Source organism: Roseibium sp. HPY-6 (genome assembly GCF_040530035.1).
Taxonomy (GTDB): Bacteria; Pseudomonadota; Alphaproteobacteria; order Rhizobiales; family Stappiaceae; genus Roseibium.
Genome location: NZ_JBEWCD010000001.1, coordinates 2,274,404 through 2,298,989 on the forward strand (window position 1 = coordinate 2,274,404; position 24,586 = coordinate 2,298,989).

The window sequence follows — 24,586 nt, forward strand, 5'->3', positions numbered from 1 at the left end:
CCTTCATTGCGCGGCAGATGCCGCGCCATTTTTTGCCAGAGGGAATGCGTGATGAGCGAAGCGCAGATCGAATGCAGGGATTTGTGGAAGATCTACGGCAAACGCTCGGACGAGGCCATGAAAGCGGTTCTTTCCGAAGGTTTGTCCAAGGATGAGGTTCGCGACCGGTTTGGCTGCGTCCTCGGCGTGCGCAATGCGAGTTTTTCCGTCAGCAAAGGCGAAATCTTCTGCATCATGGGCCTGTCCGGGTCCGGCAAATCCACGCTGGTCCGTCACGTCAACAGACTGATCGAGCCGACTTCGGGCGAAATCCACGTCGCCGGAATGCGCGTCGACACGATGGCGGAAGCTGCCTTGCGCCAGTTGCGGGCCGAAACGATTGGAATGGTGTTCCAGCACATGGCCCTTTGGCCCCACAGGACCCTTGGCGAGAACGTCGGCTTTGGCCTCGAGGTGCGCGGTGTTGCTCTCCCGGAACGTCGAAAGTCAGCGGAGGCGGCGCTGGCGGCCATGGAGCTCAGCGGCTGGATCGACCACTATCCGGACCAGTTGTCAGGCGGTATGCAGCAGCGCGTCGGACTGGCGCGTGCGCTCGCGGCTGATCCTGAGATCCTTTTGATGGACGAACCGTTCTCTGCACTTGATCCGCTGATCCGGCGCCAGCTCCAGGACCAGTTTCTCAATCTGTCGACCCATATGGACAAGACGACACTGTTCATCACCCATGACCTCGATGAGGCAATCCGCATGGGAGACCATATCGCCATCATGAATGACGGCGAAATCGTCCAGATCGGCACTCCCGAAGAGATCGTCACGAACCCGGTCGACGACTACGTTGCGGATTTCGTTAAGGGCATAAGCCGCGTGAGTCTCGTGCGAGCGGAAACAATCATGGAGCCGATGAACGGCCGTGCACACACACCGAAACAGGTTCACACCGATGCGGAGCTCGGCGAGATTATCGACAACTTCATGGATGATCAGTCTCCGGTCACGGTTGTCGACCCGGAGAAAGCGCCTGTCGGGCTCATCACCATCAAGGCCGCGCTGACCGCGTTGCGGGGATAGGGGAACGGTCATGGATCTATGGAACATTTTTGACACGGAGTGGATACCGGTCGGCACGTGGGTGGAAAGCGCGCTGCAATGGGTGGTCGTGAATTTCCGGTTCATTTTCCAGGCCATCAAGGTGCCGTTCGACCTCGTTCTGACTGCCCTTGAGGACGGTTTGACACAAGCACCGGACCTTCTCGTTCTGGCCATCATCATCTTGATTGCCGGGCAAGCCGGTGGCCGAAAACTCGGCCTTATCGCAGCTGCCTGCATGACCGCCATCGGACTGATGGGCGCATGGGAAGAGAGCATGACAACGCTCTCCATCGTTCTGACATGCGTCGTTTTCTGCTCGTTGATCGGTATTCCCCTTGGAGTGATCGCCGCCAAGCGAGACCGGTTCTGGATGGTCCTGCAGCCGTTGCTCGATCTGATGCAGACCATTCCCTCCTTCGTCTATCTCGTGCCGATCGTAATGCTGTTTTCCATCGGCAACGTTTCCGGTGTGATCGTGACGTTCATCTATGCGCTGCCACCGGTCGTGCGCTTGACCAATCTCGGGATCAGGCAGGTCCGGCCCGATATGGTCGAGGCAGCGCGCGCCTTCGGCGCCTCAAACCGGCAGACCCTTTACAAGGTCGAACTTCCGCTCGCGATGCCGACAATCATGGCGGGCGTCAACCAGACGATCATGATGGCCCTGTCCATGGTGGTGGTGTCCTCCATGATTTCCGTTACAGGCCTCGGGCAGATGGTGCTGCGCGGGATTGGGCGTCTGGACATGGGTCTGGCAACGGTCGGCGGCCTTGGCATCGTCTTCCTGGCAATCGTGATCGATCGTGTCTCGCAGAGCTTCGGCACTTCGTCGCGCGCACGCAATCATCAGAAATGGTACGAAACCGGCCCGGTCGGCATGGTCAGAGCACTGGTTCGCAAATGAAAATGACGAAGCCCCCGAACATCCTGTTTGTCCAGGTCGACCAGCTCACGGCGTCCGCGCTTCGGGCCTATGGCGACAAGATCTGTCACGCACCAACGCTGGACGCACTCGCTGAAGAAGGTGTGGTGTTTGAAAACACGTACTGCAACTTTCCGCTTTGCGCTCCCTCGCGATTTTCCATGGCGACAGGGCAGCTTTGCTCCGCAGTCGGCGCCTATGACAACGCGGCTGAGTTTTCGGCAGAGATCCCGACTTATGCCCATTATCTGAGAGTGGCGGGCTACCAGACTGTTCTTTCCGGCAAGATGCACTTCATAGGCCCCGATCAGTTTCACGGCTTTGAAAAACGCCTGACGGCGGACCTTTACCCCGCCGATTTCGCCTGGGTACCGAACTGGAACAACGAAGGCAAACGGGACACGAACGACGATCGTGCCGTGCGGATTGCCGGCATTTGCGCGCGCTCGGTTCAGATCGATTATGACGAGGAAGTCACCTTCAAGGCGGTGCAGCACATCTTCGACATGGCGCGCTCAGACGACAAGCGCCCCTTCTTCCTGCAAGTCTCCTATACGCACCCGCATGAGCCTTATCTCTGCCGCAAGGAGTTCTGGGATCTTTACGAAGACAAAGACATTCCGATGCCGAAAGTCTCCGCGCTTTCCGCGCAGGAACATGATCCGCACTCCGCTCGGCTCTTGAAGGACTTTGGGATGCTCGGCATCCGCTTCAGCGACGCGGATGTCCGTCGTGCGATCCGCGCCTATTACGGGTCTATCAGTTACCTCGACAGCCTGATTTCAAGGCTCCTGCAGGCACTTGAGGAAACCGGTGCCAGCGAAAACACGGCTATTGTCTTTACGTCCGACCACGGCGAAATGCTCGGTGAACGCGGCATGTGGTTCAAAAAGCACTTTTTTGAAAAAGCGATGCGGGTGCCCCTCATCATCCACGCTCCCTGGATTAAGGCGCAGCGCGTTAGTGAACTGGCATCGCTTGTTGATTTGGTGCCGACATTCAACGGTCTTGCCGGGGTCCCGACTGCCGTTGAGTCCCTCGAAGGCATCGACCTGACGTCGCTTTTGGATCGTGGTGACACCGAGCCTCAGCGAACAATCTATGCGGAATACCTGGCAGAGGCGACGCCTGTGCCGATTTTCATGATCAGGCGCGGGAACTACAAGTTCATCTCTTCATCCCACGACGGAATGATGTTGTTCGACCTTGCGGACGACCCGGAAGAAAGAACAAACCTCGCCGCATCGCCAGAGCACCAAAAACTGCTGGATGGTTTTTGCGAAGAGGTGAACAGAAAGTGGGACGAGCAAGAGCTTACAAAGGCAATCCTGCTCAGCCAGAAAAGACGCGCACTGGTTCGCGACGCAATGAACACGGGTCGAACGCAGCGTTGGAATCATGACGAAAGCGAAACGGACCGCGTGCTTTGGTATCGAGGTGCGCAAGGCTACAATGAGTGGGCGTTTGACTATATCTGAGCCGACCTCCAATGCGGCTCAGTCGGCATGCGCCCGGCCTAGGACGTGTTGACGCCCGGGGCCGGACAGTTCCGTTACCTCAGGTACCGTGCGTTGCGCTCGAACCACTCTCTGGACGCGGGCTTTTCACCTGAAGAATGCACAGACCCGATTACCTCCAATTAGTCCGTTGCCATCGGGATGGGAGGGTGACCCGTCAAGCCAACGCCTGCACGAACAGCATCCGCATTTTGCGCTGTGCCGAGGAAGTTGTTCATGGCTGCCTGATACTGACCCATGTGTTCACTCAGCAAGCGCCCGATGTGCTTCCCGTTGACTTCCGTATTGGCCGCAAGTTCAGCCAGCACTGCGATCCAGGTGGTCACAATCACGCCCGCTGACGCGAGACGTGTCGTTGTCACATCCTGAATGAACGGATTGAAGTCGGCACTTGCATCCATGACCACGTAGACTTCGTATCCGTCGCGCAAGGCGGCAAGAGCCGGAAAAGCGGCACAGACTTCAGTGGCAAGCCCGGAGATGACCAGTTTTTTGCGGCCGGTTGCTTCGACCGCCTTGCGGGACGTTTCGTCGTTCCAGAAATTGACAAAAGGGCGATCGATCACACTCACTTCCGGAAAGAGCGCGGTCAGCTCCGGCATGGTTGGGCCATTCGGCCCCAAGGGCCAGCTTGTGCCCATGACGACGGGAATATCCAATGCCTTCGCGGTCTTGGCATGACCGAGAATATTGTTCTTTAGCAGCATCGGGTCGATGGACGACAGAAATTGCATTAGACCGACCTGGTGATCAATCATGACGAAAACGCAATTGTCGGGTGTCAATTCGGACGAAGGAAGGGCCATTCAGGTTCTCCTGCTTCTTGTGGGCGGGCGGGGACATGAAACCGCGCCGGATAGATGTGAGAGCCTGATTTCCCAAGACTTCATCGGCCTTGTGAAACAAGCTCAAGGCGCGATATAGATTGATGCATAGACGTGACTAGCAGTCACAAATGCATCGCATTGATGATGAAAATGGAATGATAATCGAAGACCTCGTTGACGCGCGCATTCTCGTCGAACTGCACAAGAAGCTGAGTTTCGCCGAGGCCGCAAAAACCCTCACCATTCCGCCTGCCACGGTGAGCCGACGCCTGATGCGCATGGAAGACCGGGCAGGCTTGCGATTGTTTGAGCGGACGACCCGTACGGTGCGCCCGACCGAGGCGGGTGTACTTGCCGTGAACCATGCCGAACGCATGGTTGCAGAAGTCGATGCCGTCGAACGATCATTGGCCTCGATGCGCGATGCGCCCGTTGGCACGGTCCGGATAACGACACCATCCATATTCGGACAGGCACTTTTGGGACCGATCGTGTCCGCCTTTCTCGAAAAATATGCAGACTGCGATCTGCAGATTGACCTTTCCGACGCACACGTGAACATCGTCGAGGACGGCTACGATGCGGCGATCCGAGTAGGCCCGATTGTCGATGACACTTTGGTGGCCAGGAATCTTGGTAGCGTTCGCGCGGCGCTCTATCGGCGCAGTGGTGCACCGCAGATTGGCGTGGAAGATCTGTCGGAACAATCCGTCGCCCTGCTGCACCGTGGGATGAAAGCTGAGCCGTCTTTGCAGCTGGTTTCGCACAAGGGCGAACAACGACTTTTGATGGTAAAACCACGCCTGGTTTGCATGAACCCCTGGCTGTTACGCGATGCCGCATTATCCAGTGATGTCGTCACTGTGCTTCCGGAGTTGATTGCTGCAGCGGAAGTGAAAAAAGGCCGATTGCAACGTGTCGCAACCGGCTGGTTTGCGCGACAGGTTCCGGTCAATCTCGTCTACCAGCCGCAACGTTTGATGCGCCCCGCCGTGCGCGCCTTTATCGACACGGCACTCGACAGGATCCCCTTGCTGATCGCAAGCGTGGAAGCCGACTGAGACAGTGATGCCACTCGCGCCGCGTTAACGGTGCGTTGGTGTCCACTTGTCGAGCGCTTCCAGAAACTTTTCCTCTTCGCCGGGTCGCATGCTCACATTGGTTTCGGCGTAAGGGAAGTTCCGGGCGGTGACTTCCTCGTGGAACCTGCCAAGAGCGGCGACCCGCTCTTCATGGATTTGTCTGTGCAGGCGGCCGACATTGCCGAAGGCATAAGCGTGTTTTGGAGGCGTCTCCTCTTCGCTGGTCTCGCCGCAGATGTCGGCGACAAACGAAAAGATGGCATCACCCGCTTTTCCCGACCCAAGTGAAAAGGTGACGATTGTGGTCTTTTCATTTACCGCCGCGAGGACTTCCTCGGCGATGCATTCGGCTTCCACGGCGAAGACACCTGCATCTTCCATCCGTTTAATGGTGTCGTAGATCTTCATGGCCTCATCGGCCGTCCGTCCCCAGGCGCGAAGACCACCGCAATGATGACTGAATGTTGGAATGAGGCCGATATGGCTCTGCACCGGAATGCCGTCCCGGGCCATGCGCTCCATGACATCGAAGGATCGCAGCGTATAGTACATGTCAGCGCCGTCGCGCATGGTCTCATAGGCGTGTGCGATGATTTCATCATCTGAACCGAACTGCGCCCAGGTCGACCCTGCCCCGGTGAAATGATGCGGCGCGATGCGGCGAACATCTTTCATCTGGTCGGCGCCGACGACGAAGAGGTCGATGCCTGCTTCGACGCAGGCCTGCAGTTCCTCGTTGTTCGCCGGATTGGCCCTGGTAAGGGTGCGGCCCGATCCCTTGAGCGCACGCAAATCCGCAACAGTGTAGTTGCGCTTCGCCGGGGTCCGGCTGAAGTCGTAAATCCGCTTCATGTCAGGTCAACTTTCCAGGTTGTCCGCTTGTCAATCGGCCCTGAATTTTGCCGGCAGACCCGTCACCTCGTTTTCGCGGATCACAGCGGGATCGTAGGCCTTGCGCGAAAAGACCTCCCGTACCATCGGCTCGAAAGTTTCCAGTGGCTCGCTGGCGTAATCCGGATCGAAACTCGACTGGTCCCACTGCTCGCAAAACGTGGCGCATGTGTCAAACAGCGGATGATCGCGGTAACGATCTCGCGCATTGCGGTCCCAGCCATAGTGATGGCCGAAGTAAAGCGTCTGGAAAATCCCGTGGTGTTCGACGGTCCAGGCGACCTCCCATCGCACGAAGGGGCGGATCACCTCGGCGGACATCTTGTCATGGTTTTGCGGCGCAAGGCCGTCACCGACATCATGCAGGAGCGCGCCGACAACCCAGTCGATATCGACGCCATCCCTGAGGGCGCGTGTGCCGGACTGAAGCCCGTGCTCCAGGCGGGTGATCTTGTATCCCTCAAGCGTCGCCTCCCCGGCACGCTTAAGCTCTTCAAGCACGCGGTCCGCAGTCAGTGCGAGGAAGGGCTTTTCCAGCCGTTCGAGAAGTTCGTAATCCTCGCGGGTACCGTCCTTCATGGCGGTGAAGCTGACAGTCTGGCTCACTTGGCCTCTCCTTTTACGTACATGCCGACACTCTGTTCTGCGCCTTCGGACAAAGTGGCAGCTTGCCCTGCAAGTATGCGATCGTAAAGCGCAAGATCCGTCGGGTGGAAAAGAGCCCGCGGTCCGGAAATGCAATCCCAGCCACCGGCGGGAACCTCACCACGCACAGGCATCGCCCAGTCACGCCCGGGTGCATGGTCACGTACGGCGGGTGTCACGTACCGAATGGCAAGGCCGATCCTGCGGTCGGAACCGTTGTTTACGCCGGAGGCATGAAAACATCGGCCGTGATGGAGCGACATCTCGCCCGGCCGAAGCGGTCCGGCAACAGCCTTGGTTTCGTCGACACCGGCAATCGCCTGCCCTCGCGAAAGCAGGTTTTCAGCGTCAAATGTGTCTTCATGACGCGCTATACTGCCCTTGTGGCTTCCCGGAATGAAGCGCATGCACCCGGCCTCAACCGACACGTCGGAAAGCGCAATCCACGCCGTCACCTCGTCATCGGTCTCTCCCATCCCCCAATAGGTGATGTCCTGGTGCCAGGAGACGGTCTTCGTGCTTCCCGGTTCCTTGATGAAAAGTTCAACCGACCACGCCAAAATGTCCGGTCCGAGAATTCCCTCGACAGCGTCCAGTACCAAGGGTGTGCGCGCAAGTTCGGCCAGCAGCGGGATCACCACATGCCCGTTGACCCGGAAAAACTGCGCAAGGTCGTGTCCGCCAGCACCTTCCGCGTGGTCTGCCTCGAGCACCTCGATCTGTTCCCGTATTGAGGCAGTCTCGTCTTTGCTGAAAACCGGAAGTCCGGCAACGAACCCGTTCTGGCGATAGTCGCTCAAATAGCCTGGCGCGAGATCAAGCATGAAGTCCTCCTCATTCCGGCCTCAAGCTACAGCGAATGATCGCCTTGAGAAGACAGATCTCTTGCCCATGAGAATAAGCTCAGCTTATTCTGAATTATGGCGAAACGCATTCCCTCCCTCAACTGGCTGCGCGTCTTCGAGGCTGCAGCCCGGACCGGCAGTTTTGCGCGCGCGGCGGAGCTTCTGGCGATGTCGCCACCTGCCGTAAGTCAGCAAATTCGGGCCCTTGAGGCGCATTTGGGCCGACCGCTCTTCAAACGCGCCGCAGCAGGCGTGTCTCTCACGGAAGCCGGACGCAGTCTGCTCGGTGTCGTCGGCGAGGCCTTGGGCCGGATGGAATCGGCCGCCGCCGCGCTTGCAGCGCCCGGCACCCCGCCGCTGGTGGTCGGCGTTTCCATGGCGCTTTCCGTTGGCTGGCTCGCGCCGCGACTGCCCGGGTTTTTGTCCTCAAATCCTGGCGTAACACTGGAACTCTATTCTCTGCTTGGCCGCCCGGAGACACCACCAAGGCAGGCCGTGTTGTGGATTGCGTTCGGACCCCCGCCGCCGGGAACAGAGGGTGCTGCTCTTTTTGGAGAGCAGCTTGTCCCGGTTGCCCATCCTGATATTGCGGCGCGCATTACGACGCTGGAAGACATCTTGAACCATCCGGTCATCGAGGTTGCCGATCACAGGCGAAACTGGGCGCAGGTTTTTGGGTGGGATGTCCTGCCGTCCGGCACGCGAACGTTGTTTGTCGACACGACCCTTACGGCACTTGCGGTTGCTGCAGCCGGTGAAGGTGTCGCCCTGGCCCGCCCGCCTGCAAGCGACGATCTGGTGCGGCGTTACAACCTCAAGCCATGCGTGCCCGGGCTGCACATACAAGGCGTGGAGCAATACCACCTCCTCCACCTTGCAGGCGCAGAACTTGGCCCCGAGGCAAAGGTGTTTCACGCATGGATCTGCGATGAAGCTGAAAAGACGAGGCTGGCGACGGGGCTCTAGCTGCTGCCTTCGGAAGCTTCGGGGCCGACCGGTCTCAAGGAACTTGCGACCAGGGCTGCTACGCCAATTATTACCGCGGACAGAAGAAACACCCAGGATCCGGCCCAGGTGTAAAGCAGTCCTCCGCTGATCAGTCCAACAATACTCGCAGCAGCTCCCAGGCTACTCGCAAGCCCCTGCACCGCGCCTTGCATTTGCTCACCGGCAAATTTGGAAAGAACGGCCGTGAAAGTCGGCCACATCAGACCGTTCCCGAGCGCGATGAAAAACGCGGCTCCATAGATACCGGCAGTGCCGTTCCACAATAACAGCGCAAACCCCAAACCGAGAAGAAGACCGCCTCCGGTCACAAGGGCGCGTTGCGATATTTGCCTGGACAGACACGCCAGCAGCGGACCTTGAACAAGCATCATCCAAAGGCTCAGCACCGCAAAGAAAATGCCGGTGTCGGTGACACTCCAATCCAGCTGTATCGCGGCATGAACCGGGAAGGCGATATAAAAGAAACTGAACCCCATCATGACAAGAAAGTTCACCGACATGAGTTGCGGCATGAATGGCAATTGCAGGATATCGGTCTTCGGCGTTTCAGTGCAGCCTTTCAGCCGATAGACCTCCTTCGTTTCCTGACCGAACACCTTGCATGCGTTTGAGAGCCCCGGCTTGTTCTTGAGAACTTCAGCCCGGCTCTCCGACAGACCGAATACGATCAGGACGCTGGCAACAACAGAGATCAAAAACGCGGCGATCACCGGCAGCATCTCGGCATAGACCGTGGCGCCGAGCAGTCCGGCAAGCGCCGGTCCGAGGATGAAGCCGGCATTTGTCGACATGGCCATCCGGCCGAAATTCTCGGTTCTATGTTCTTCGTCGGTGATATCGGCAAGGTAGGCATTGGCGACCGACACGTTGCCGCCGGTCAGGCCATCGGCTGCCCTTGCGACGAACAGGACAATCAACGGCAGCGTAAGCGTGAATTGCCCAAGGAGCGCGTTGTCGACGCTCATCAGCGCACCAGTCGGCAGGAAGAACGCAAGAAGAAAGATGAACCAGGACAGCATGGTGCCCAGCTGGGACAGCAAGAGCACCTTTCGGCGACCAACCTGGTCGGACCATTTCCCGAGAATGGGCGCGCCTATGAGCTGAAACGCGGAATAGGTGGCCGCCAGCGCGCCGTAGACAATCGCGTTGCCGCCCCATTTGGCAACCAGAAACACCATGAAGGGCACGACGATCGAAAACCCCAGTGTCCCGACGAAGTTCACCGACAAAATCGGGAGGATCGGCGTTCCGCGACCTGAATTTGAAATGGACACGTCAACCGCCATTACTCATTTGCTCCTGCATCATGCGAACCATGAACGGGTCTCTGCAAATCAATGGCAAAGATAGCGCGCACCTGGAAAAATCACAGCCAACCGGACCGTAAAGACCTCTAACATGAAAAGAGACCAGTTTGGCCGGCAAGGCGCGACCATTGTGCTTTTAGCGTGGCGCACAATCTGAGAACCGGCTTCAATCGGCGTCTTTGCCCTGGATGTCCAAAAAAGATAAACTGACGACCAAAAACGTTTTGCTGCGTCGACCTCTGAAAGGCAAGCTTGAAGCTGGCCCTGGGAGGTGTGCAACGTGTCCGAACAAATCGAGATTTCAGCCGGCTATGACCCTGATCCGTCCCGGTCAAATTCGCTGCTTGCGTCGGCCTATACGGATGCAGGCTGGTACGACGCAGATCTGAAGTCGATCGTCGCCAGGACGTGGCAGTGGGTCTGCCATGTGGAGAAAACGCGGGAACCCGGGTCATACGTGACAACGGAAATCGCGGGCAATCCGATTGCCGTCGTGCGCGGGAAAGACGGTGTCCTTAGGGCATTTTACAATGTGTGCAAGCACCGCGCGCATGAGCTGCTGTCAGGCGAAGGCGTGACCACCCGGATCATGTGCCCCTATCACGCCTGGGTCTACCGGCTGGACGGGCAACTCGCGCGCGCGCCGCATACGGAAACATTGAAAGATTTCGACACCAGCGCAATCTGCCTCGATGAGATCCTGGTCGAGGAATTCTGCGGCTTCGTGTTCGTCAATCTGGACCCGCAGGCCGTTTCCCTGTCGAAACAATCGGGCGATCTGGAAACAGAGATCCGCCACTGGGCACCGGACGTCGACAAGCTGACTTTCGGGCATCGCCTCACTTACGACATCAAGTCCAATTGGAAGAACGTCGTCGACAATTTCCTGGAATGCTACCACTGCCCGACGGCTCACAAGGATTTCTGCGACCTCGTCGACATGGACACCTACAAGGTGACAACGCACGGCATCTATTCCAGTCACATGGCCGATGCCGGCAACGCCGCCAACCGTGCCTACGACGTCTCGAATGCAACGGTCAGAACGCATGCCGTATGGTGGCTCTGGCCCACAACCTGCCTGATGCGCTATCCGGGCAGGTCAAGCATGATCGTTCTGAACATCGTGCCAGTTGGTCCGGACCGTACACTGGAAACTTACGATTTCTTCCTGGAAACACCCGAACCGAACGAGATGGAACGCGACGCCATTCGCTATCTAGACGAAGTCCTGCAGGTTGAGGACATCGGTTTGGTTGAAAGCGTGCAGCGGGGCATGAGCACCCCGGCGTTCACGCAAGGCCGGATCGTCCATGATCCCGGCGGTTCCGGCAAATCGGAGCATGCCGTGCACCATTTCCATGGGCTTGTTCTGGACGCATATGCGCGGGGGCCCGCGTGAGGCCGGCCAACATTGTCGTGATCATGGCGGACCAGCTGGCACCGCATTTTACGGGTGCTTACGGCCACCCGATTGCCAAAACGCCGAACCTCGACGCGCTCGCCGAACGCGGCATGCGTTTTGACGCGGCCTACTGCAATTCACCGCTTTGCGCCCCATCCCGTTTTGCCTTCATGTCCGGTCAATTGATCAGCCGTATCGCGGCCTATGACAACGCATCCGAATTCAAGGCGTCGATCCCGACCTTCGCGCATTACCTCAAGTCCCTGGGATACAGAACCTGCCTGTCGGGCAAAATGCACTTCGTCGGTCCGGACCAGATGCACGGATTTGAAGACCGGGTTACCACCGACATCTATCCGGCTGATTTTGCCTGGACCCCTGACTGGGAAGCGCCGGACGAGCGCATCGACAAATGGTATCACAACATGCAGACCGTCAAGGAAAGCGGTGTTGCGAGTGCCACGTTCCAGATCGACTATGATGACGAAGTCGGATTTGCCGCAAAGCGTTGGCTCTTTAACGTTGCACGCGACAAGGCCTCGGGAAACGACGCTCCTTTTGCTCTGGTTGCCTCTTTCATTCATCCACACGACCCTTACGTGGCGCGGCCCGAATGGTGGGATCTATACGCCGACGACAACATCCCGATGCCCCACTATGTCCCGGAGTTAGAGCAGCAGGACCCGTTTTCACGCCGGTTGCTGGATGGCATTGAGGCATCTTACGTCCCGCTCGAAGAAGAAGAGGTGCGCCGCGCACGGCACGCCTATCTTGCCAATGTCAGCTACTTCGACAGCAAAATCGGCGAGCTTGTCGAAACACTTACTGAGACCGGCGAGCTCGACAACACCGTAGTGATCGTGACCGCGGATCACGGCGACATGCTGGGCGAGCGCGGCCTCTGGTACAAAATGAACTTCTTCGAGCATTCTGCCCGCGTTCCCCTGGTTATGGCCGGTCCCGGCGTCGCCAAAGGAACAGCCGGCAACGCGTGTTCCCTTGTCGATCTGCTGCCAACTTTCATCGAGATCGGAGGCGGCTCTTCGGATATGCTCGGAGACCCCATAGACGGCCGCAGCCTCATGCCGCTGGCCAGGGGTGAAGCGGATCCGGTGGATGAGGCGATCGGTGAATACTGCGCGGAAATGACAAATTATCCCGTGATCATGATCCGCCGCGGGGCGATGAAATTCATTCATTGCGACTGTGATCCGCCGCAGCTCTATGACGTGAAGTCCGATCCTCAGGAAAGACGGAATCTTGCCGGCGACCCGAAGTACCACAACATCGTGGCGGGCTTTCAAAATGAAATCGCACGGCGCTGGAACGGCGAGGAGCTTCGCAAAAAAATCATGGCGACGCAAAAGTCGCGCCGGGCACTTCACGCGGCGATGGAAGCCGGCGCAAGTGAGCCCTGGGACTACAACCCGCCCTCTGACGCCAGCCGGCAATATGTCAGAAACCACATGGATTGGACCGTGGCCGCAAGCCGCTACCGGTACCCGCCCAGAAAGGACCCGACCGAATGATGCTGGATGGCAAGATTGCATTGGTGACCGGTGCAAGGGGCGGCATCGGCCGGGCGATTGTTGCACGGTTCGTGAAAGAAGGCGCAACGGTCTTTGCAGCCGACCTGACACCGGAAGGCTCGCTTGCGGAGCATGTCGAAGATGGTAGTCAGTTTGTGAAACTGGACGTGACACACGAGGCAGACGCGGTTGCAGCGATGGATCGCGTCCGGGAAGAACACGGACGGCTCGATATCCTTGTGAACGCTGCCGGGATCGAGATCGAGAAAACCATCGAGGAAACGTCTCTGGCGGAATGGAACCGGTCCTTTGCTGTCAATGTCACCGGCACATTCTTGACCTCGAAATATGCCCTTCCGCTTTTGCGGGAAGCCGCCAAGCTTGGAAAAAGTGCCAGCCTCATTAATTTCGGTTCCTATGACGGCTTCATCGCCGATCCCGGGCTCGCAGCCTATTGCGCGACAAAAGGCGCGGTCCACGCGCTGACCCGCGCCATGGCCTGCGATCACGGTCCGGAAGGCATTCGCGTCAATGCGATCTGCCCTGGTTACATCGACACGCCCATGCTGCAGAGTTTTTTCAACGGCGACGGATCCGGTGGCGGTGGCGGCAATATCGAAACCCTGCAGAAAGCAGTGCGTGACGTGCATCCGATGCGCACTTACGGTACGCCGGAAGACATCGCCAATCTGGTCAACTGGCTGGCATCCGACGAAGCGCGTTACGCCTCCGGGCAGCTCTGGGTTCTAGATGGCGGCCTGTCAGCCCAAGTCCAGCAAATGAGACTCTGATGCCCAAATCCGTCATCATCACCTGCGCCCCCACCGGTGGCATTCATACACCGTCCATGTCTCCCCATCTGCCCGTCACACCGGCCGAAATTGCCCGGGCCAGTATCGAAGCGGCGGAGGCCGGAGCCTCAATCATTCACCTCCACGCCCGTGACCCCGAAACCGGCAGGCCCGATCCAAGGCCAGAGATTTTCCAGCAGTTTCTGCCTGTTATCAAACAATCGACGGACGCGGTGATCAACGTCTCGACAGGCGGCGGCCTTGGCATGACGATGGACGAACGTCTCCTCGCCGCAACCACAGCCAGCCCGGAAATGGCGTCGTTGAACATGGGCTCCATGAATTTCGGCATCTTCCCGATGCTGCAGAAATACACCGAGTTTCAGCACGACTGGGAGCGCCCCTTCCTGGAGATGACCGAAGATTTCATCTTCCCCAACACCTTCAGGACGATCCGATACGCGATCGAGAAACTGTCGGGTGAGCACGGAACCCAATTCGAATTTGAGTGCTACGACCTGGGTCATCTTTATACGGTGAAATGGTTCGTCGATCAGGGACTGATAAAGCCGCCCTTCTTCATCCAGATGGTTTTTGGAATTCTCGGCGGAATGGGCGCTGACCTCGACAATCTGGTCTTTCTGCACAAGAAGGCCGACCAGCTGTTCGGACCGGAAAATTACGAATGGTCGGTACTTGCCGCCGGGCGTCACCAGATGCCGTTTGCCACGCAAAGCGCGATGCTGGGCGGCAATTTGAGGGTTGGTCTGGAAGACAGCCTTTTCATAGGCAAAGGCGAGCTGGCAACCTCAAATGCCCAACAGGTCAAACGCATCCGGGACATTCTGGAAAATCTGGGCCTTGCGGTCGCGACCCCATCGGAGGCCCGACAGAGGCTGGCCCTCAAGGGTGGCGACAGGGTCGGATTCTAGGGAGGAAAAATTGCAAACGCGCATGTTGATCAACGGGGAGCTTGTGGAGGGCACAGGCGATGCCCTGAGCGTCCTCAATCCGGTAAGCGGTGAGACCATCACTGAGGTCAGGGAAGCAGATGAAGAGCAGATAGAAGCCGCGGTCAGAAGCGCCGCCGAGGCCTTCGAAACCTTCTCGATGACATCGCCGGCCAAACGGTCCGAACTGCTCTTGCAGATAGCAGCGGTGATAGAAACCCACAGCCAGGAACTCGCCGAACTGGAAAGCCTGGATGTCGGCAAACCCTGGCCCTCCGCCCATGACGACGAGATGCCGCTGACAATCGATGTGTTCCGCTTTTTTGCCGGAGCCGCCCGGACGATGACCGGGTCCGCTGCAGGCGAATATGTTGCCGGACACACGTCGATGATCCGCCGGGACCCAATCGGTCCTGTCGCGGCCATCGCGCCCTGGAACTATCCGCTGATGATGGCCTCCTGGAAACTGGCAGCGCCAATGGCGGCAGGGTGCCCTGTTGTCCTGAAACCATCTGAAATCACGCCGTTGTCGACGCTCCATCTCGCCGGTCTTTTGCAGGATGTCGTGCCGAAAGGCGTATTGAACATCATCCACGGGCGCGGGCCGACGATCGGCGACAGGCTCATGAACAGCTCGCAGATGGAGGCAATCAGCGTCACCGGTTCTCCGGCGACCGGCATGGCGGCGATGCGCGCAGCTTCCAACAAGATCCGGCATGTGCACCTGGAGCTCGGCGGAAAGGCCCCGGTCATCGTCTTCGACGACGCCGATCTTGACGCCGTTGCCGAAACCATTCGCTACGGCAGTTTTTTCAACGCAGGCCAGGATTGCGCGCAGCCCTGCCGCGTGCTCGTGGCTGATAGTGCATACGACCGTCTCGTCTCGGCGATTGCAGACCAGGTCGGCCAGATCAAGACAGGCGCACCGAAGGATGAGGGCACCGAGATGGGGCCCCTCGTGTCAGCCGCGCAAAGGGACAGCGTCTCGGGCTTTGTCGAGCGCGCCCGGACAGGCTCCGAAATCGTGCTGGGAGGAAATGCGGGAAGCGGCCCCGGATACTTCTTTGATCCCACTGTCATCGCTAATGTCGACAATTCTTCGGAAGTTGCCTGCAACGAAGTCTTTGGCCCGGTCGTTACGATCTCGCGGTTCTCCGATGCGGATGAAGCCCTGAAAATTGCGAACACAGGACCGTACGGTCTTGCGTCCTCGGTCTGGACACGCGATGTCGGCCTTGCCATGCGCATGACCTCGCGCCTGCGCTACGGTTTCACCTGGGTAAACACCCATGGTGTTGCGACACCCGAAATGCCCTGGGCTGCCATGAAGGGATCGGGCACGGGCTGCGACATGTCCGTCTATGCGCTCGACGCTTACACCGCGATCCGCCACGTGATGGTGGCGCACTGATGCGCCTTGCCTCAAAGAAAGCCTTTGTCACCGGTGGCAGGCAAGGGATCGGCAAAGGCATCGTCGACGCGTTTCTTGCCGAGGGTGCCGACGTTGTTACCTGCGGCCGTGGTCCGAAACCGGACGACCTTGAGACGGAGTGGCTGACGCTGGATGTCTGCGATCGCAAGGCCGTCGCGGATGCAATCCGACATCTCGGTGCGTTCGATGTTTTGGTCAACAATGCCGGCGTTCAGGTAGAAAAGACGGTTGTCGACAGCACGGACGCGGACTGGGACCATGTCATCGGGACCAATGCGCGCGGTGTCTTCAATCTGTGCCGGGCAGCAATCCCTTATATGCGCGACGGCGGCTCGATCATAAATCTCGGCTCCATCTCCGGCACCGTCGCAGATCCGTCCATGGCGCTTTACAACGCGTCAAAGGCTTTCGTCCACGGCCTGACACGCTCAATTGCAGTCGACCACGGCCCGAAGATCCGCTGCAATGCGATCTGCCCGGGCTGGATTGAAACAGGGATGCTGGATGCAGGCTTCGATCTTGCGAGCGATCCGGCCAGGGCAAAGACGGATGCCATTGCCCGCCATGCGGTGAGACGGTTCGGGAAACCGGCCGACATCGCAGCTATGGCCGTCTGGCTTGCCTCGGACGAGGCCGGCTTTGCGACCGGCCAGCTCTTTACAATCGACGGCGGCATGACAGCCGCTTCCCCACTCAATCCAGGACTGTTCTGATGACGGAAATCTCTCATGTCGCGGTATTGGGCGCGGGCGTCATCGGCGCAAGCTGGACCGCGCTTTTCCTGGCGGCCGGGCGCAGCGTTTGTGTCCACGATCCGGATCCGGATGTGGAACAGAAAGTGCGCAGCTATATCGAGACAGCCTGGCCTTCCCTGGAAACGCTGGGTTTGACAAGGCGTGCCACGCCCGATGCGCTCTCGTTTGCGGATACGTCGGCAAACGCTGTTGAAGGCGCGGATTTCATTCAGGAAAACGTGCCAGAACGCCTGCCGGTCAAACACGCGACCTATCGTGATATTGAGCCAGTCCTGTCAGGGAACGCGATCGTCTCAAGTTCCACCTCAGGCCTCACGCTGGAAGACCTGCAGGCAGGCTGGAAGGACCCTGGCCGCCTGGTCCTCGGCCATCCGTTCAACCCGCCGCACCTCATTCCGCTGGTGGAACTCACCGCCAACGACAAGACAGCCGCGGATGTACTGGACAGGACCGAAGCGTTCTACGAGGACATCGGCAAAGTGACGATCCGCATCAGGAAAGGTCTGCCCGGGCATGTCGCCAACCGGCTTCAGGCGGCTGTCTGGCGGGAAGCCGTTTTCATGGCGATGGAAGGCGTTGCCAGTGTCGAAGACATCGACAAGGCAATGTGGGCAGGCCCGGGTCTAAGATGGGCCGCGATGGGACCGACCATGCTGTTTCACCTGGGCGCGGGCGATGGCGGACTTCAGGCCTTTTGCGACCATTTCAGAGAAACATTCAATGGATGGTGGGAAAACCTTGGCGATCCGCGCCTTGATGATGAGGTCATCAAACAACTCGTTGCAGGCATGAACGATCAGGCGAAAGGCCGGGACCCCCGCGAACTTGCCAAGATCCGCGACGAGATGCTCGTGGCCCTGCAGGCGGCTAGTCGTCCATATCGGACCTAGATTTCGGGCTGTACATCGGCCAGGCGCGAAACTCGAACGGCACCCTGCCTTCGATGCGGTCGGCACCGGGTGCCAGCCCGAAACGCTGCTTGTAGGCCCGGCTGAAATGCACCTGGCTGTTGAAGCCCGACGCCGCGGCGACCTCACTCAGTTTCATTTCGGTTTGCGTCACCAGCCCGCGCGCCCTGTCCAGTCGTATGTCGCGGTAATACTCGACCGGTGAACGACGCACATATTGTCCGAAGAGCCGGCTGAGTTGTCGCTGGGAAACGCCGAGCCGTTGACAGAGAACCGGTATCGGCAACGGTTCCTCCAGATGCGCTTCCATCAGATCGATCGCATTCCTGACCGTTCCCGGCGTTGCATATCCGGTCGGCTCCGTCCCTTTCGGATTTTGAGTGCTCCCCTCTCCTCGCACGTCATGATGAAAGAGATAGCGCGAAGCGGCGTTCGCAAGACTGACCCCGCAATAAGAACGCAGGAAATGCAGCGCAACATCGGTGGCAGCCGAGCCGCCGCAGCAGGTAAACACCCTGTCGTCCAATGTGAAAAGGTCCTCCGAAACCGTCGTTTTGGGAGCAACCTCAATCAGCGCATCGATGTGTTCGTAATGCACGGTGGCGGTTTTCCCCGACAGGAGACCGGCTTTTGCAAGCACAAATGCCCCCGTATCGAGCGCACCGACGGTCACACCCGCGCGCATCCATTTCTTGAGTGTTCCAACAATCAGGTCTGTATAATGGCGCTCGGGCGTCCAGCTTGTGCTGACAACAACCAACGCCGGATTACGGTTTCCAATTTCAGGCAGGGATTTTGTCTGAACCGAAAAGCCGCTGCTTGAGGGGATCAGCCCACCGCTTTCGGACACAAGGTCCCAGGAAAACATGGTGGTAGCTGTCAGATAGTTGGCGACCCGGAAGGGATCGATGAACGACGTTGTCGCCGACACATTGAAGTGCGGCGTCACCAGCAAAACGATGTGTAGCGGGTCATCCCTTTCGTCCGTCATGGCGAAATTTGTAAAGAAACGACTTAAAAAATCAATGCACCGGCAGCGTCTAGCCGGCGCTCAGATACCGGCCCGGGGAAAGACCGAATTGCCGTTTGAACGCACGTGTCATATGGCTCTGGTCGGAAAATCCGGCAGCAGCAGCAGCTTCCGCCAATCCCTTGCCTTCAACCATCATTTCCCGCGCCCGGTTCAGACGGTATTGCACCAGATAGGCATAGGGAGTCGCGCCGATCTCGCGCGCGAACGCCCGGACTGTCTGGTATTTATTCATGCCCGCTGTTTCGGCGAGTTCGTCAAGCGTAAGCGGGTCGGACCAGCAAGAATGGATTTGGTCGACAACCCGTAAGATGGCGTCCGGCGACCTGATCTCTTCCTGCCGGGTATCGAGCGACCTCAACATGCGGCCGAGGGCGATGCGCAGCAATTCTTCCAGCTCTGAAGCATGGGCATGTGGTTGCATGGCGACATCGATGACCGAGCGCACGATTTCAGTCGCATCATCACTGAAAACCGGCGCGCTGAATTCGAGCTGATCCGGCTTTTGATCCATGAGTTCGGCAACGGTTTCAACCGGCAGATTGATCATGCACCAGGCCCTGGGTTCGCCCTTTCGGCCGAGGCCGTCATGAATTTCTTCCGGGCTGATCGCAATGACCTCCCCGGCGTCGACACCAACGAGACCGCGGCAACACCAGCTTTCATGCCCACGCGTCAACATGTAGCCGAACGCAAAATCGTCATGAGCGTGACGCGGAAAACTTCGATCCGAGGTGATCGAAGTAGCGCTCACACCTGCAGTGGCTGTGTGATATCGCTTGGCTTTATGCATACCTACGGCATTAGATCACTCGCATGATCAGCGCAAGTAAATTTACCTAGGGTCAGGAAATGCAACCGGCTGGCAAGTTGACCCCATCGGTGGAAGTGGCATTCGCCCCAGCATCAGGCAACCAACACCAAACCATTGATCTATAGACACAAAAGTCTGCAAATTCCGTTTCATGGTCGCTACAGACGTGTCCTGTGCATCGTCTGCACCCCACATGCGCGCACACCGATCACCCGCATGCCGCCACGCGGCTCTCCTCCTCATAGTTCGCAGGTGAAAACAGAGAGCCGGCATTTTCGCGCAGTTTCCGGATGACAGTCTGCACTCTCATTGACTGCACCGTGTCTGGATGTGCGTGAATATGAAGCGTCCGCGCAACCTCCGCTTCGCCGCCGCCCACACGCTTCAGATTTGGGAGTGCCTCACCCAGGCAAACCGGCAATAGCCCTTTGCCCATGCCACTTTCGATCGCAGCGGACAGCAATCCCGGATCGTTTGCCGTCATGTGGAGGGGCTCACCCCGTCTCCGGTACTTTTCAAGAAATTTTGCCGGCGGACGCCTTGTCGTACAAGCGTCGAGCAGTGAAACCCAGCCGGTCTCGTCAAACCGGCTGTCACGATGCGTGTAGAGCGCAAACGGGACGTCGACCAGTCTGATCGCAAATTCTCCCATCTGCGGCGGATCTTCGAACCACAGGGAAACGGTTGCCGCGCTCCAGAATGAAGGCGAGGGTGCTCCGGAGTTCAAGCGCAACGACAATTTGGGAAATTCATCGATCAGCGATGGAAAAAACGTATTGGCGAGATGCTGCAATACCCAATGGTCTCCCATGACACGGAGTTCGCCCACTGGTTCATTTTCGGGCGAGGCCGCTTCCAGCATGTTTTCTGTGCGCCGTTCGATTTCCAGGGCATCCGATACCAGTTTCTCGCCGAGTTCGGTCGGGATGATCCCGGATTTCGATCTCAGAAACAACGGTGCACCGAGAGCTGCCTCAAGCGAGGAAAGCCGCCGGCCGACCGTCGATTGATCTATGCCCAGCATTTGCGAAGCGCGGGTCAGCGACCCCGCTCTCACCAATGCCAGCAAAATGCGTATATCGTCCCAATTCACTTTGAAATACCTCGTGAAATCAGTCGAAATTTGCGCGAGCCACCGAAAGAAATGGCAGCTCCATTCAGCCCGGACGCGTTCACCCGCCAGGCATTCGAATGTGCATTTTTTCAAGGCTAGTCTTTTCAATGACGTCCGGTCTTGAACATTATTGCTGATCTCAAAGATTTTTGCGTTGCAGGGAAATTGTCTTCAAACGTCGCATACATTGTGGGAGTCTGAAGCCGCCGTTGCCGATCGGCGGCAAACGCATATCGGCAGAACGCCAGGTCCGGAGCAGGAATAGTTATGACGAGATCCGCCGCAAACATCCCCGGCCTTACGATCACAAGCGACCGTCTGGACGAAATCACCGAACGAAATATTGTTTTGCTTCAACGGGGCCTGGAATTGCATGACAAGTATTGCGATGCAGCTGAAGCGCAGGAAACGGAGCGCGAGCAGGCTGAAAAGGCTGCAAGAGAAAGAGGTGAAACGCTCCCCTTCAGCGCACCCGAAGAGGAAGAAGCCTGGGACGCGTTTCATGATCGCGGTCTGACGGCCATCGCGATCGACAATCGTCATGTGCTTGAACAACTTGGTCTTGATCCGCGCAGGTCCGTTTTGTTCGAAAGGTTTCCTGAACTTCTTCAAAAGGCCTGCGACCCACAGGTACCGGTGCTGTACGACCCATCCATTCGCCGCTTCGCGCTCAAGGAGACCTGGGGACCGGCAATGCGTGTTATAAGTCACTGTCCCTGGACCGGCAAAGAGCTCCCTCCCGACCTTGCCGACAAATGGTTTGACCTGATGGACGAACTCATCGGCACGGAGGATTGGACGACTGACGAAGCTCGTAACCGTCTTGGAGCAGAATATTTCTGCGAGGAATGGTGGATCGCGCGGGATCTGTAAGACCGCGCTTCCAATCCCTGGCAAGTCAGCCAAAATCAACGCAAAGAAAAGCGCTCCCTCTCGCCATTCAAACCCGCTTGACTTCGCGCCTGCGGCATGTCCTTTCAGATACATGCAGCTGCTCAAAGGCCACTGGCAACTTATTGCGATCACGGTAGTGTTGTTCCTCCTTTGGAACACACCTGTCGTAATACCCTTGAAGATACTGGTCGTTTTCCTGCACGAACTCGCGCACGCAATTGCCACCGTCTTGACCGGCGGTTCGGTCGTGGATCTTTCGGTTTCACCGCAACAGGGCGGCCACGTGATCTCACGCGGCGGGAACAGGTTCATTACATTGTCGGCCGGCTACCTCGGCTCGCTGCTGATCGGCATTACCCTTTTGATGATTGCATTGCGCACCAAGGCCGATCGCACCGTCCTGGCCCTGTTCGGATGCCTGACGTTATTGGTCACCCTCCTTTATGTGCGCGACTGGTTCGCCATTCTGTTTTGCGCGGCAACCGGTATCGGCATGCTGGCAATCGCCCGCTTTCTCAGCCGCCCCATCAATGACATGGTCCTTCGCGTCATCGGGTTGTCGAGCATCATCTATGTGCCCTACGACATTTTCGACGACACGATCCGCCGGTCAGGCGCTCGGTCGGACGCATATATGCTCGCGGAAGAGTTTGGTGGCCCGACCGTCTTCTGGGGCGGTCTCTGGCTGGTCCTCAGTCTCGCGGCAATCTATTGCTGCGTCCGGTATGGACTGGGCGAAAAAAGCAATCTGTCGTTTCGCGAAGAAGCCCGGCACTGAAGCCCTTGTTTCATTGGACTTCAGTGCGCACCACGTGTCGTTCTTGGAACCCTTGAGAGCGGTCTCTCCAATCAATCGGACCCTAGGCAAATCCTGACCAGAATAAAGATGACAGTGCGACCAGAAACCAGCCACTGATCGTCAACCAGTAGCCGACCGGTTCGGTTTTTCGTTTGAAGCTGCGATGCAGCCAGACTTCTCCGGCGTAAAGATCATACGCAACCCAGACCAGGAGCATGATGCCAAGGATGGTCGTTAAAGCCATCTCAAAGAACCTCCTTCCGGTCCAGGTTCATGTGCCGACACAGACTGTTGTGAAACCAGCGAATGGGGTCTTCAGCCCCCGGACCTTCCGAAAGCGGACCGAATTCGAACCCCGGCATCTCCACACCGCGCTGAACTTTTTCGCAGATCCAAATGTCTTCGGTTTGAAAATCACCCGTTTCCAAAGCTGGTTTCGTCCAGTTGTCCGACGAAATGATACCGGTTTTCTTGTCATAGCCTGGTATGTACTTGCGCTCGTCCCTCCATTGCCAGGGACCGACCCACTGGCGCACATCAAGCTGCGTTCTGCCCGGTGCTAACGGTCGCAGTGAGGTGATTGAAAGCCCATACGGGGTTGGAACGACGAGCGTGGCAGGAAAGAGAAAGTAGACGCCGCCATATCCTGGCTCGGACGCGCTGCTGATCACGCCTGCTGAACCCGTCTCCTCCCGGATCTTCAGCGGGAGGCGGTGCCGGATCCCGTCCTCATTCGCATACCAGATCATATGGTCTCCGGTGTTTTCCCAGACATTTTTGTCAGGTGTCGGGCCACCGAGCGTCTGCTCATGGAGATAGGCCAAGTGGTATCCGTCGATGGCATTTTCGACGAAAACCTTCCAATTGCATTTGACGTCATAGACCAGCGGTGCTGCTTCCTTGACATCACTGGCGAAGATGTCATGCGGCCAGACCTTTTCCGCGATCGGCGCGATCCAGTCATCGAACTGCGCCCGCCCGTTCGGGTTCACAAAAACGAATTCCTTGAAGATCCCGATTGCGGCCGGTTTGAGGGCGAGACTTGCACGGTCGATATCGGCGAAACAGCTCTGTCTGTCCGGGACACCCCGCAACTCACCACCAAGACCATAGGTCCAGCGGTGGTAGGGGCAAACGATCGTACTGCCTGTGTTTCCTTCGGCCGCATCGAGCAAGGTTGCCCCGCGATGCCGGCAAAAATTGTGAAAGGCGTTCAGAGTGCCGGACTTGTCTCGGACAACGATGATGGTCACCGCTCCAATAGTGACAAGGCGGTAATCCCCCCGCTCGCTGAAGTCAGCGATCGTTCCGGCAAAACTCCAGGCATCACGGAACAGGGTCTGCTGCTCCAGTTTGAGCCAATCATCGTGGAAATAGGCATCGGGCTGCAGGCGGAAAGCGTTACTCATTGCCGGTCTCCAGTGCTGAAACGAGCAGGCCGGCAGCCCGCCGCGATGATGTCACGAAATGGTTGGAAATGCCGATCGGATAAAGCGCTTCGACGTTGAAATAGATCCCGGAAATCCCGGCCGCAGCTGCTTCGACCTGCGAAGCGGAGGTCTCCGGATAAGCGCGTATGATTTCTGCCTCCAATTGCTCCACAAAATCCGCGAGCCACTGCTGAAGCTGCGCCGCTAACCCAGCATTGTCCGGGGCAGCCGCGCTCAAGGCGTTGAAAACCAAAACGAGTTGCGGATTTGCGTTTCGACGATCGAACAACACGTCAAGAAGGGTTTCGAGACGATCTATATCCGGAAGCGACGCCAGCAACTGTTCCATGGCAACCCGGCTTCGTACCAGGAACCGTTCGACAAGGGCTTTTTGAAGATCTTCCCTGTTGCCGACATTGTGACGGATGAGCGGGCGCGCGAGACCGGCGAACTCTGCTGTCTTGCCGAGGGTTGCTCCCTCAAGCCCATAGCGCGCAACACACAGTTCGAACGCATCCAGGATCTGCTCGCGGCGATCGTCCTTGATTTCAGGGCGTGCCAAACTTCGCCTCCAGTTAATTATCAAGAGTGACAATCAA

25 protein-coding genes are annotated in these 24,586 nt (G+C 58.0%); 14 read left to right on the forward strand and 11 right to left on the reverse strand.

From position 1 onward, the window contains the following. The first annotated feature begins 51 nt into the window (after nucleotides 1–51). The 3 genes from ABVF61_RS10535 to betC (ABVF61_RS10545) are packed head-to-tail and all read left to right on the forward strand — an operon-like array spanning nucleotide 52 to nucleotide 3,492. On the forward strand, nucleotides 52–1,071 hold the full coding sequence (locus ABVF61_RS10535) for a quaternary amine ABC transporter ATP-binding protein (protein WP_353993467.1): 1,020 nt from the start codon (nucleotides 52–54) through the stop codon (nucleotides 1,069–1,071). A gap of 10 nt (nucleotides 1,072–1,081) precedes the next feature. Then, complete coding sequence (locus ABVF61_RS10540; protein ID WP_353993468.1) at nucleotides 1,082–1,996, forward strand: ABC transporter permease; 915 nt, start codon at nucleotides 1,082–1,084, stop codon at nucleotides 1,994–1,996. A gap of 2 nt (nucleotides 1,997–1,998) precedes the next feature. Next, nucleotides 1,999–3,492 carry a choline-sulfatase gene (betC, locus tag ABVF61_RS10545; protein WP_353993469.1) on the forward strand — a complete coding sequence of 498 codons (1,494 nt, stop codon included), beginning with the start codon at nucleotides 1,999–2,001 and terminating at the stop codon, nucleotides 3,490–3,492. Nucleotides 3,493–3,653: 161 nt separating this feature from the next. Here betC (ABVF61_RS10545) and ABVF61_RS10550 read toward each other — a convergent pair whose 3' ends face one another. Further along, on the reverse strand, nucleotides 3,654–4,337 hold the full coding sequence (locus ABVF61_RS10550) for an isochorismatase family protein (protein ID WP_353993470.1): 684 nt from the start codon (nucleotides 4,335–4,337) through the stop codon (nucleotides 3,654–3,656). A 149-nt stretch (nucleotides 4,338–4,486) separates the two neighbouring features. On the opposite strand from ABVF61_RS10550, the gene ABVF61_RS10555 reads away from it, so the two are divergent. Then, nucleotides 4,487–5,419, forward strand: coding sequence for a LysR family transcriptional regulator (locus tag ABVF61_RS10555; RefSeq protein ID WP_353993471.1), 933 nt, complete (start codon nucleotides 4,487–4,489; stop codon nucleotides 5,417–5,419). 24 nt (nucleotides 5,420–5,443) lie between these two features. On the opposite strand, the gene ABVF61_RS10560 is transcribed toward ABVF61_RS10555, so the two are convergent. The 3 genes from ABVF61_RS10560 to ABVF61_RS10570 are packed head-to-tail and all read right to left on the reverse strand — an operon-like array spanning nucleotide 5,444 to nucleotide 7,800. Then, nucleotides 5,444–6,292, reverse strand: coding sequence for a 3-methyl-2-oxobutanoate hydroxymethyltransferase (locus tag ABVF61_RS10560; protein ID WP_353993472.1), 849 nt, complete (start codon nucleotides 6,290–6,292; stop codon nucleotides 5,444–5,446). Between the two features lie 30 nt (nucleotides 6,293–6,322). Then, on the reverse strand, nucleotides 6,323–6,910 hold the full coding sequence (locus tag ABVF61_RS10565) for an HD domain-containing protein (protein WP_502949952.1): 588 nt from the start codon (nucleotides 6,908–6,910) through the stop codon (nucleotides 6,323–6,325). A gap of 23 nt (nucleotides 6,911–6,933) precedes the next feature. Then, nucleotides 6,934–7,800, reverse strand: a complete 867-nt coding sequence (locus ABVF61_RS10570; protein ID WP_353993474.1) for a phytanoyl-CoA dioxygenase family protein — start codon at nucleotides 7,798–7,800, stop codon at nucleotides 6,934–6,936. 96 nt (nucleotides 7,801–7,896) lie between these two features. Between ABVF61_RS10570 and ABVF61_RS10575 the strand changes: the two genes are divergently transcribed. Beyond that, entirely contained in the window at nucleotides 7,897–8,787 is an 891-nt protein-coding gene (locus ABVF61_RS10575; RefSeq protein ID WP_353993475.1) for a LysR family transcriptional regulator, read from the forward strand. Here ABVF61_RS10575 and ABVF61_RS10580 read toward each other — a convergent pair. Further along, nucleotides 8,784–10,115, reverse strand: a complete 1,332-nt coding sequence (locus ABVF61_RS10580) for an MFS transporter (protein ID WP_353993476.1) — start codon at nucleotides 10,113–10,115, stop codon at nucleotides 8,784–8,786. The two genes, ABVF61_RS10575 and ABVF61_RS10580, sit on opposite strands and share 4 nt — an antisense overlap. A gap of 301 nt (nucleotides 10,116–10,416) precedes the next feature. On the opposite strand from ABVF61_RS10580, the gene ABVF61_RS10585 reads away from it, so the two are divergent. The 7 genes from ABVF61_RS10585 to ABVF61_RS10615 are packed head-to-tail and all read left to right on the forward strand — an operon-like array spanning nucleotide 10,417 to nucleotide 17,888. Beyond that, complete coding sequence (locus ABVF61_RS10585) at nucleotides 10,417–11,538, forward strand: aromatic ring-hydroxylating oxygenase subunit alpha (RefSeq protein WP_353993477.1); 1,122 nt, start codon at nucleotides 10,417–10,419, stop codon at nucleotides 11,536–11,538. Then, nucleotides 11,535–13,070 carry a choline-sulfatase gene (betC, locus tag ABVF61_RS10590; RefSeq protein WP_353993478.1) on the forward strand — a complete coding sequence of 512 codons (1,536 nt, stop codon included), beginning with the start codon at nucleotides 11,535–11,537 and terminating at the stop codon, nucleotides 13,068–13,070. The genes ABVF61_RS10585 and betC (ABVF61_RS10590) overlap by 4 nt, the downstream gene beginning before the upstream one ends. After that, nucleotides 13,067–13,861, forward strand: a complete 795-nt coding sequence (locus ABVF61_RS10595; RefSeq protein WP_353993479.1) for an SDR family NAD(P)-dependent oxidoreductase — start codon at nucleotides 13,067–13,069, stop codon at nucleotides 13,859–13,861. The genes betC (ABVF61_RS10590) and ABVF61_RS10595 overlap by 4 nt, the downstream gene beginning before the upstream one ends. Continuing rightward, on the forward strand, nucleotides 13,858–14,793 hold the full coding sequence (gene kce / locus ABVF61_RS10600; RefSeq protein WP_353993698.1) for a 3,5-dioxohexanoate:acetyl-CoA acetone transferase: 936 nt from the start codon (nucleotides 13,858–13,860) through the stop codon (nucleotides 14,791–14,793). Before ABVF61_RS10595 ends, kce begins: the two co-directional genes overlap by 4 nt. A 10-nt stretch (nucleotides 14,794–14,803) precedes the next feature. Next, nucleotides 14,804–16,222 carry an aminobutyraldehyde dehydrogenase gene (locus ABVF61_RS10605; RefSeq protein ID WP_502949939.1) on the forward strand — a complete coding sequence of 473 codons (1,419 nt, stop codon included), beginning with the start codon at nucleotides 14,804–14,806 and terminating at the stop codon, nucleotides 16,220–16,222. Beyond that, a complete protein-coding gene (locus ABVF61_RS10610) occupies nucleotides 16,222–16,956 on the forward strand; it encodes an SDR family NAD(P)-dependent oxidoreductase (protein ID WP_353993481.1) in 735 nt (244 codons plus the stop codon). The genes ABVF61_RS10605 and ABVF61_RS10610 overlap by 1 nt, the downstream gene beginning before the upstream one ends. Beyond that, entirely contained in the window at nucleotides 16,956–17,888 is a 933-nt protein-coding gene (locus ABVF61_RS10615; RefSeq protein ID WP_353993482.1) for a 3-hydroxyacyl-CoA dehydrogenase NAD-binding domain-containing protein, read from the forward strand. Before ABVF61_RS10610 ends, ABVF61_RS10615 begins: the two co-directional genes overlap by 1 nt. Here the strand turns inward: ABVF61_RS10615 and ABVF61_RS10620 are convergent. The 3 genes from ABVF61_RS10620 to ABVF61_RS10630 all read right to left on the reverse strand — a co-directional run bounded on the left by ABVF61_RS10620 (nucleotide 17,866) and on the right by ABVF61_RS10630 (nucleotide 20,843). Beyond that, nucleotides 17,866–18,897, reverse strand: coding sequence for a GlxA family transcriptional regulator (locus ABVF61_RS10620; RefSeq protein ID WP_353993483.1), 1,032 nt, complete (start codon nucleotides 18,895–18,897; stop codon nucleotides 17,866–17,868). The two genes, ABVF61_RS10615 and ABVF61_RS10620, sit on opposite strands and share 23 nt — an antisense overlap. A 49-nt stretch (nucleotides 18,898–18,946) precedes the next feature. Further along, nucleotides 18,947–19,729, reverse strand: coding sequence for a helix-turn-helix transcriptional regulator (locus ABVF61_RS10625; RefSeq protein ID WP_353993484.1), 783 nt, complete (start codon nucleotides 19,727–19,729; stop codon nucleotides 18,947–18,949). A 229-nt stretch (nucleotides 19,730–19,958) separates the two neighbouring features. Then, nucleotides 19,959–20,843 carry a LysR family transcriptional regulator gene (locus ABVF61_RS10630; protein WP_353993485.1) on the reverse strand — a complete coding sequence of 295 codons (885 nt, stop codon included), beginning with the start codon at nucleotides 20,841–20,843 and terminating at the stop codon, nucleotides 19,959–19,961. Nucleotides 20,844–21,131: 288 nt separating this feature from the next. Here ABVF61_RS10630 and ABVF61_RS10635 point away from each other — a divergent pair, with 288 nt between their 5' ends. Continuing rightward, nucleotides 21,132–21,737, forward strand: a complete 606-nt coding sequence (locus ABVF61_RS10635) for a DUF6980 family protein (RefSeq protein WP_353993486.1) — start codon at nucleotides 21,132–21,134, stop codon at nucleotides 21,735–21,737. 112 nt (nucleotides 21,738–21,849) lie between these two features. Then, the gene (locus tag ABVF61_RS10640) at nucleotides 21,850–22,536 is read left to right on the forward strand and encodes a M50 family metallopeptidase (RefSeq protein ID WP_353993487.1); all 687 of its coding nucleotides are present in this window, start codon (nucleotides 21,850–21,852) and stop codon (nucleotides 22,534–22,536) included. 82 nt (nucleotides 22,537–22,618) lie between these two features. Here ABVF61_RS10640 and ABVF61_RS10645 read toward each other — a convergent pair whose 3' ends face one another. The 3 genes from ABVF61_RS10645 to ABVF61_RS10655 are packed head-to-tail and all read right to left on the reverse strand — an operon-like array spanning nucleotide 22,619 to nucleotide 24,549. Further along, the gene (locus ABVF61_RS10645; RefSeq protein WP_353993488.1) at nucleotides 22,619–22,801 is read right to left on the reverse strand and encodes a hypothetical protein; all 183 of its coding nucleotides are present in this window, start codon (nucleotides 22,799–22,801) and stop codon (nucleotides 22,619–22,621) included. Nucleotide 22,802: 1 nt separating this feature from the next. Further along, nucleotides 22,803–23,966: an aromatic ring-hydroxylating oxygenase subunit alpha gene (locus ABVF61_RS10650; protein ID WP_353993489.1), complete on the reverse strand. Its 1,164-nt coding sequence runs from the start codon at nucleotides 23,964–23,966 to the stop codon at nucleotides 22,803–22,805. Further along, nucleotides 23,959–24,549: a TetR/AcrR family transcriptional regulator gene (locus ABVF61_RS10655; protein ID WP_353993490.1), complete on the reverse strand. Its 591-nt coding sequence runs from the start codon at nucleotides 24,547–24,549 to the stop codon at nucleotides 23,959–23,961. The genes ABVF61_RS10650 and ABVF61_RS10655 overlap by 8 nt, the downstream gene beginning before the upstream one ends. Nucleotides 24,550–24,586 lie beyond the last annotated feature (37 nt).

Bases quoted from the DNA above. Each gene is read 5' to 3' on its own strand.
- ABVF61_RS10625 (WP_353993484.1), bottom strand. From the start codon at position 19,729: ATGCATAAAGCCAAGCGATATCACACAGCCACTGCAGGTGTGAGCGCT.
- ABVF61_RS10555 (WP_353993471.1), top strand. From the start codon at position 4,487: ATGCATCGCATTGATGATGAAAATGGAATGATAATCGAAGACCTCGTT.
- ABVF61_RS10535 (WP_353993467.1), top strand. From the start codon at position 52: ATGAGCGAAGCGCAGATCGAATGCAGGGATTTGTGGAAGATCTACGGC.
- ABVF61_RS10560 (WP_353993472.1), bottom strand. From the start codon at position 6,292: ATGAAGCGGATTTACGACTTCAGCCGGACCCCGGCGAAGCGCAACTAC.
- ABVF61_RS10650 (WP_353993489.1), bottom strand. From the start codon at position 23,966: ATGAGTAACGCTTTCCGCCTGCAGCCCGATGCCTATTTCCACGATGAT.
- ABVF61_RS10550 (WP_353993470.1), bottom strand. From the start codon at position 4,337: ATGGCCCTTCCTTCGTCCGAATTGACACCCGACAATTGCGTTTTCGTC.
- ABVF61_RS10635 (WP_353993486.1), top strand. From the start codon at position 21,132: ATGACGAGATCCGCCGCAAACATCCCCGGCCTTACGATCACAAGCGAC.
- ABVF61_RS10580 (WP_353993476.1), bottom strand. From the start codon at position 10,115: ATGGCGGTTGACGTGTCCATTTCAAATTCAGGTCGCGGAACGCCGATC.
- ABVF61_RS10570 (WP_353993474.1), bottom strand. From the start codon at position 7,800: ATGCTTGATCTCGCGCCAGGCTATTTGAGCGACTATCGCCAGAACGGG.
- ABVF61_RS10610 (WP_353993481.1), top strand. From the start codon at position 16,222: ATGCGCCTTGCCTCAAAGAAAGCCTTTGTCACCGGTGGCAGGCAAGGG.
- ABVF61_RS10575 (WP_353993475.1), top strand. From the start codon at position 7,897: ATGGCGAAACGCATTCCCTCCCTCAACTGGCTGCGCGTCTTCGAGGCT.
- ABVF61_RS10620 (WP_353993483.1), bottom strand. From the start codon at position 18,897: ATGACGGACGAAAGGGATGACCCGCTACACATCGTTTTGCTGGTGACG.
- ABVF61_RS10540 (WP_353993468.1), top strand. From the start codon at position 1,082: ATGGATCTATGGAACATTTTTGACACGGAGTGGATACCGGTCGGCACG.
- betC (WP_353993469.1), top strand. From the start codon at position 1,999: ATGACGAAGCCCCCGAACATCCTGTTTGTCCAGGTCGACCAGCTCACG.
- ABVF61_RS10595 (WP_353993479.1), top strand. From the start codon at position 13,067: ATGATGCTGGATGGCAAGATTGCATTGGTGACCGGTGCAAGGGGCGGC.
- ABVF61_RS10640 (WP_353993487.1), top strand. From the start codon at position 21,850: ATGCAGCTGCTCAAAGGCCACTGGCAACTTATTGCGATCACGGTAGTG.
- ABVF61_RS10565 (WP_502949952.1), bottom strand. From the start codon at position 6,910: ATGAAGGACGGTACCCGCGAGGATTACGAACTTCTCGAACGGCTGGAA.
- ABVF61_RS10645 (WP_353993488.1), bottom strand. From the start codon at position 22,801: ATGGCTTTAACGACCATCCTTGGCATCATGCTCCTGGTCTGGGTTGCG.
- ABVF61_RS10615 (WP_353993482.1), top strand. From the start codon at position 16,956: ATGACGGAAATCTCTCATGTCGCGGTATTGGGCGCGGGCGTCATCGGC.